We start from the raw sequence: 6,721 nt of genomic DNA on the forward strand, positions 1-6,721 counted from the left end.
TAAGTGCAAGGTTCAGCGAAAAGTGCCTATTCGTATAGATTGAAGTACAAATTCAAGTGTTTATTCAGAAATTTACTAGAACTCAAAAAAGGTACTGTCATCTTCAACCCATTTGGGTCAGCTGGCAGTACTTTTTTAAGTTATTTCATAAACCACTTCAACATTATTAATTAGCCAAGTTCACGCTAATCCACAAATTTAAAATTAAAAACACCCAATTTTTTAATACTTTCAAATATTGACTTGGGTAAACTCATTGAATCATTTGTTTTTAGCGATAAAGTCAATGGTAGCCGTTCTTGGTTGAACAAATCGGGGTTAGTAACCAAGACTTGGCCCACCGCCACCAAATCCAGCCCACTATCTAGTCCCGCCGTCATTTTTGCAAATGAATTAAATGATCCAGCCGCAATCAACGGTACCCGGCGACCAATTAATTTTGCAATCCGTTGAATAAACGGTTCGGAATTAGCACTATGATGCTCGTGAGCAGTCAATGCATCTCCAAGTGAAAGATGGACATAACTAATTTGTTTGGTAATTAATTGTTCAATCAACGCCTCTGTATCACTTAACCGTAAACCATTAGCTTCCCGCTCTTCTAACGTAACGCGATAGCCGATGATAAATGCGTGCTTCGCATATTTCGCCGCAACTTTTTTAACCTCATCAACCACGGCCATTGCAAACCGTAATCGATTTTTTAAATTACCACCCCAGGCGTCAGTCCGTCGATTATAATGTGGTGATAAAAAATTTTGAATTAAAAAACCGTGGGCACCGTGAATTTCTACACCATCGAACCCGGCCTGAATTGCTCGCTTGGTTGCTGCCCCAAAGGCTTGAATAACCTGTAGGATTTCTGTTTCTGTAAGTGAACGCGGTGTTTGCCCTGGTGCAAAAGGTGTTTCTGGTGCTGGAACTGAGCTAGAACTAACTACATCGCGCTTGGTCATCAATTCTGGTAAAGCCTTATCACCAGCGTGGTTTATTTGTAGAATAGCTCGCGCACCACCAGCCTTAATCGCCGTTGCCAACTTAGCCAAGCCAGGTATAAAACGATCGGCGTACACACCCAACTCATTAGTGAAACCAACACCATTTTCTTGGACGTGACTAGAACCCGTAATCACCATGCCCACACTTTTAGCACGTGCACGATAATAATTAACCTCTGCATCAGAAACAGTTTGATCGGCATTGCTCGACCAAGTTGTCATTGGTGACATCACAATATGATTTTGAAGAAGTACCTTATTATTTAAAGTGAATTCTTGCTGTAATTTTGTTTTATTTTCCATTTCTATGCCTGCTTTCTTGTCTTCAACATTGAAAAGAATAAACCTTCAAGTCGACTGGAAGGCAAGTGTTTTGTTCTAATTTTTAAAAATACGTTCCATTTGTTTGGCGTGTTGTTCGTAGGTTGCAATTTTAGTATCAAGAAAAGCATGCGTCTGCTGCAGTGTTTGCATTTTCTGCTCCAATACATGCTGTTGCGCAATTAAAATCTGTTTGCGCTGCGTTTCCGTTTGTTCACCTTGTTGTGCCAAAGCCGCGTACTCTTTTAAGACGTCAATTGAGATGCCAGTTTCGCGCATACATTTAGCAAAATTGACCCATTCCAAATCAATCGCATCATAATCCCGATAACCACTAGCATTACGATTAACCGGTGGAATTAGGCCGACTTCTTCATAATAGCGCAAGGTTGTAGCCGAAAGCGCAAATTTCTCACTGACTGTTTTGATGTTCAAAATTATTCCCCCCAGATTATTTACAGTAATAAAAAGATCGATCAGAGCTGGCCAGATCATCGAATAATTCTCCCAGCACCTTATTTAGGAAGCATCCCTTTAGCCGCCCGGCCTGATACCAAAGGCAGTACAATATACGGTGGCATGACTATCATTAGCAGCATTAAACTAGCTCCCCAAAAACCCGTGGCAACCGAAAATTTAACGGCTAACAACCATAAACTCCAACCTAAGGTAAATAATAGCAGTGTCGTACTAAAAATAATGGCCAATTGACGACTTATTTTCAGGCCTCGTAATTGTGGTAAAAACAGCAAATAGGCAATACTTTGGAGCAATAGATTAAACAGTCCATTGATTAACGGCCACAATATTTGCAGCGAATGGCCAGCACCATTAAAAGTGAGGTAGATGATAAGCTCTCCGGCAATTAGCAAAAGAAAGGGTAAGCCACAATTAATTCCGATTAGGTAGCGTTTAACTGCTTTAGGGTTGCGTTTAACCTGCTTAACTGGGCGGTTGCCAAAAAAATTATTAACTTTCTTCAAAAAAGATTTGTCCGGATGATCAGCCTTGTCTACCGTACTATCTAGGGCTACCGTTGCCCGTAAATTAGGCCGCCAATCATGGCCCAAATAAATGGCGTCAACCAACGTCAATATGCCCGAACTCGCAACACCAATCCAGCGCAAGGCCTGATTCACTACGGCCTTGCCCACACCACCTTCATCGGTATAAGTATACGGCAGGTTATACTGCAAAATTGCGATACCGTGCAATACATTGACTATAAGCAATAATATGACTATCCACTTACGGTATTTAATGGCCGTAAAAGGTAACGCAACCTGAAAAAAGGGGATACCAAAGGGAATTAAATAAAGCCCCACGGTTAAAATGGCAAACCAAAAATAGCTGCCATTCATTAGGTAAAAGTCCGCCGTTTCACGTACCATCAGAAAAGTTAGCCCGAATAAAACTACGGCAGTCGTTAATTTTTTCAGCATTGGTATCCGTCCCTTCCGCAATTAGGCTGGAGAGTGTTTGAAAAAGCGTTTAGATTTTACTCCGCAATTGTGGGTTAACTACAACAGGAAGTTCCAACCCCATTTACACCAAATTCGTGTGCAAAACTATTTACCAAACCTTTGCTAAACGCGCCGTTTATTTCTAAACAGGCGTTGCAGCATTGTCGTTGCCACACCTTTTCTTTTAGCACCATCAGCGTCAAAATTATGTAGTACGTAATTGATGTGTTTACCCGTTTTGAAGTACAATATGACAGCGTTAGGTGCCTGCCGAACAGTCCAGTAAAAAGGCTTTGCGTGGCGCTGCAATAAAACGGCCACAAAAACGAATTCATCCGTAAAATTAGTCTGAATAAATTCTTTAATTGCCGCGACGTCGTAACCTGTTGCTTTATAGTCGCCAAAATTATCCTTAATCCGCCGTTGCGTAATTTTCTGCCACTGCTGTTGTTGTTCTTTTGGCAATGTCTCTAGCACTCGCTCAAACGAGTGGCCGAGATTTGTTTGCCGAATAATGACCGCATTTTCGGCATTAATCGAATAGGCAACTCCAATTTGCAGTGTGGCCGGAACATCCTGAAATTTGGCCAATAAACGACGGCGGAAAAGTGCCTGCCGCAAACTAAGTCCAATTTTTACAACTAGCGCAGCCGCCCAAATAAATGGGATTGGCTTAACCACAAACATGGTTGCGATGAAGTAGAGTACCTTAAAATAGTCCGTAAGACCACCAGAACCACCGCCGAAAAGTAAGCCTTCAAATAACATAATTGCCACCCAGGCCAATACTCCCAGCCACACAACCACCGTCACGAGATCGCCCACAATGGTTTCCGTATCTAGTGCGTACTTTAACACGTGGCGCTTTGGTAGAACTGCTGTCAGTTCAGTCCGTAAAGTCGGCCAATCCGTTGAAAACTCATTTTCTTTCAGCATCTTCCCCAATTCCCTTCTTACTTTATGTAAACTATATAACTTCAATGGCGAATTAGATCGTATTTGGTAATTACTTTTACTCGTTTTTCTAACCGATTTGGCCTAAACGTGCCTGAAAAAGACGTAGGCACCTAAACACTTTTTCAAACACTCACTAATTCTTCACCCGAACAAATTATTGTAACGGAACACCGCAGGAACAAAAATACCCTTTTTGCGTGATTTTCACGGCGGCCATAGCTGTTTTAAGCTTATAAGGGACGAGTAACGTCAATTCACCGTAAAGTACAGAACTCCCTAGTAACACTAATATTAATACTAAAAGGCTCACTAAATAAGTTTTACCCCGCCGTCCTTTAGGTATTCGGAGCAAACGACTAGTGAATAACGGCAGCATTAGCAAAACAAATAGCGTCCCAATCACAAAAATAAAGTCCAAGTTGGGCCCAACTAACGGTAAGATAGTTCCAAATTCCAGCAAACGAACCCCACCAGAACCATTAGTATACGGTGTAACTTGAACTGTGGTCGCCTTACGCTGGTAAACATTGGCGGCCACTTTTCTGACAACTTCTTGGGTCAAGCCATTTTTATTTTTAAACTGAATGGTTAATAAAGCAGTGGTATCCGGGCGACTAGCCGAACGACCATAAACAACCTGCCGCCGCTGAACAATCTTGGCCGGCACACTTAACCCACTATTTGCTTGCTGCGCATCGTAAATAATTGGTTGCAGATAATTTAGATAGCCAAAAAAGCCTAAAGCACCAACTAGGCCAATAAATAGGCCATTTCGAAGCTGAGCCAACCGATTCCGGTAAACTTGTCTTTGCTCAGTGCTGGACGCCTTTTTTATTCGGCGGTGGTAAAAAATCCGACTTAGCGTTCCAAAGGCCAAAAATAAGCTCACGGCAAAGATAACGAGCCAAACCGAGTCAAACCGTTGACTTTTCAAAACTAACTGCCCATCGTCCGCGCGCTGATAGACAGGCTTAGTCACACCAGTTGCTGAGGACTGAATTTGGCGGTAAGTTTTTTTATCCACCAAAACTGGTCGGTGATCTGGAAGGTAACCCTGGTACGCCGTCACTCGGCCAACGTAATTTTGTGAAACCCGCACTGTTTGAATCGTTTGCGCACCAAGTGATCTAAGTGGCGCTGTCAGTAACGTAATGCTAGAAAATAAACCGACGACTGCACAAATCGCCCAAATAGTGTACCGTGACTGCGCTGAATACATAAAAAAACCCACTATTCATTTTAAATTTATAATAGATTAAGATTAGCATAATAAGTCCTGTAAAAACATGTCAATATAGCAGTAAAAAAGCCCTTCCAAATGGAATTATTTTTAGCAGAAGTGGGACAAAAATCGGTTTTGGATTCACTGCGTAACGTAAGCAAACCTAGATTTTTGGCGCACTCCCAGCTCACGCTTAAATAAAAACTTAGTCACAAAAAAAGAGGCTGGGACAAAAAGCCCTAACCTCTTACTGTTTCCGAACATTATTCTAGAACGTGCGCCAAAAGTCTGGATTTACGTGCCTAACTACAGCTAATCCAATAACCATAGTACGGTTATTGGATTAGCTTACGTTACGCAGTAAACCCAAAACCGACTTTTGTCACACTCCCTTGTCTATTTGCTGTTCTCAATTTAAATTAGCGGATTGTGAAGAATCACTTACGCCATTTTTCGTTTACCTATTTACCTGAACGCTTCAGATAAGCGCCGCCCTTTTGCGTATTAATATCAAGGGTTTCACCTACCTGAATGAAAGCTGGTACGTTGACAACTAGGCCCGTTTCCATTGTTGCAGGTTTGCCGGAACCAGTTGCTGTGGCGCCCTTAATGGAAGGCTGCGTTTCCGCAACTTTTAATTGAACAGTGGTTGGCAACGTAACCCCAATAACTTCTTTTTCGTAGAAATCAATTTTAACTTGCATTCCTTCAAGTAAAAATTTCATTTCTGCCGAAATACTTTCAGTTGGAATTTCGTATTGTTCGTAAGTTTCAAGATCCATGAATACCGCAGAATCATCCTGTAGATAGAGATACTGAGCATCTTTGGTTTCCAAAACGGCTTGCTCAACTTTTTCTTCTGGACGCATCGTTGTTTGAACGGTTGAACCAGAACGAATATCGTATAACCGCATCTGCATCACCGTATTCCCTTTACCAGGCTTATGATGATTACTTTCTAGTACTTTAATTAACTTGCCATCTTTTTCAAAAGTCATACCAGCTCTAAGGCTAATTGCTTCAATCATGACGTTATCTCCTTTATTATGGAATTTTCGGATATACCGCACCAAAAATTCCGCATCGATTAAATTATTGGGTAGTCCGCATCCAATCAAAACGCTCATCTTCAAGCGAACGCTCCCCGATAATGCCTGTTTTGACCACACTTCATTGCTGCCTAATTCCCTTTTCCTAGTTTACCACGTTAAGTACCGATTAAAAAATCTAAATTTCAACGTTCGGGTATGGGCCAATCAATAAATAATTATTAATCCGTTTATTTTGCTTCTAACGTAGATCATGGTTGGAAAAATCTAACTGTCTTTTAAGATGCTTTCCAGTAACGCATGAATTAGGTCCGTTGGCACTGGTTGCGAAAAGGTAATATTAATTCGTTTTTGCCCAGTTGTGTAACCAGCCTGCTCAACCTTTTGCCGAATAGTCTCTGGCAGGTCATCTGAACTTGTAAAACTAACGTGGGCCTTGTAAGCGGCAAAACTAACCCGTTTTTTTCCAAGTAAGTAAAAAGGCTGGCCCCAACTAATTTTTTCTTCGGCGGCAGGTAAACCAGTCTTTACAATAGTCCGCAGTTGGTTCAATAGTGGTTGCGCCTGTGGTACTGCCTTATTAATATAATCGGCAACATCCGCTACTTCTGGTTTTTTTGGCACATTATCGTCTCCTCGTATTATTAAAAATGTATTCAAGTATTGACCAGCTTCGCTGTTTGGATGCTGTGTGATATTCTCTAATTGTTC

Annotated in this window: 7 protein-coding genes; all 7 read right to left on the bottom strand. The window is 41.5% G+C overall.

Annotated elements, in window-relative coordinates:
* Nucleotides 1–185: 185 nt before the first annotated feature.
* On the bottom strand, nt 186–1,301 hold the full coding sequence (locus EKM61_RS07230) for an NADH-dependent flavin oxidoreductase (RefSeq protein WP_068222482.1): 1,116 nt from the start codon (nt 1,299–1,301) through the stop codon (nt 186–188).
* Between the two features lie 75 nt (nt 1,302–1,376).
* Nucleotides 1,377–1,754: a MerR family transcriptional regulator gene (locus EKM61_RS07235; protein ID WP_068222480.1), complete on the bottom strand. Its 378-nt coding sequence runs from the start codon at nt 1,752–1,754 to the stop codon at nt 1,377–1,379.
* An 80-nt stretch (nt 1,755–1,834) separates the two neighbouring features.
* Nucleotides 1,835–2,761, bottom strand: a complete 927-nt coding sequence (locus EKM61_RS07240; RefSeq protein ID WP_068222477.1) for a hypothetical protein — start codon at nt 2,759–2,761, stop codon at nt 1,835–1,837.
* Nucleotides 2,762–2,905: 144 nt separating this feature from the next.
* Nucleotides 2,906–3,718 (bottom strand): hypothetical protein, encoded by an 813-nt coding sequence (locus EKM61_RS07245; protein ID WP_068222474.1) that lies wholly within the window; start codon nt 3,716–3,718, stop codon nt 2,906–2,908.
* Nucleotides 3,719–3,893: 175 nt separating this feature from the next.
* Nucleotides 3,894–4,958: a hypothetical protein gene (locus tag EKM61_RS07250; RefSeq protein WP_068222470.1), complete on the bottom strand. Its 1,065-nt coding sequence runs from the start codon at nt 4,956–4,958 to the stop codon at nt 3,894–3,896.
* 464 nt (nt 4,959–5,422) lie between these two features.
* The gene (efp, locus tag EKM61_RS07255; protein WP_068279903.1) at nt 5,423–5,989 is read right to left on the bottom strand and encodes an elongation factor P; all 567 of its coding nucleotides are present in this window, start codon (nt 5,987–5,989) and stop codon (nt 5,423–5,425) included.
* A 288-nt stretch (nt 5,990–6,277) separates the two neighbouring features.
* Nucleotides 6,278–6,721, bottom strand: a 444-nt coding sequence (locus tag EKM61_RS07260; RefSeq protein WP_225417799.1) for an iron chaperone, incomplete at its 5' end; no start/stop codon positions are given.

The organism is Loigolactobacillus backii (assembly GCF_003946275.1).
GTDB classification, from domain to species: Bacteria; Bacillota; Bacilli; order Lactobacillales; family Lactobacillaceae; genus Loigolactobacillus; species Loigolactobacillus backii.

Excerpts from the sequence above, each read along its gene's own strand:
- EKM61_RS07250 (WP_068222470.1), bottom strand. The coding sequence starts at position 4,958 with ATGTATTCAGCGCAGTCACGGTACACTATTTGGGCGATTTGTGCAGTC.
- EKM61_RS07240 (WP_068222477.1), bottom strand. The coding sequence starts at position 2,761 with ATGCTGAAAAAATTAACGACTGCCGTAGTTTTATTCGGGCTAACTTTT.
- EKM61_RS07230 (WP_068222482.1), bottom strand. The coding sequence starts at position 1,301 with ATGGAAAATAAAACAAAATTACAGCAAGAATTCACTTTAAATAATAAG.
- efp (WP_068279903.1), bottom strand. The coding sequence starts at position 5,989 with ATGATTGAAGCAATTAGCCTTAGAGCTGGTATGACTTTTGAAAAAGAT.
- EKM61_RS07245 (WP_068222474.1), bottom strand. The coding sequence starts at position 3,718 with ATGCTGAAAGAAAATGAGTTTTCAACGGATTGGCCGACTTTACGGACT.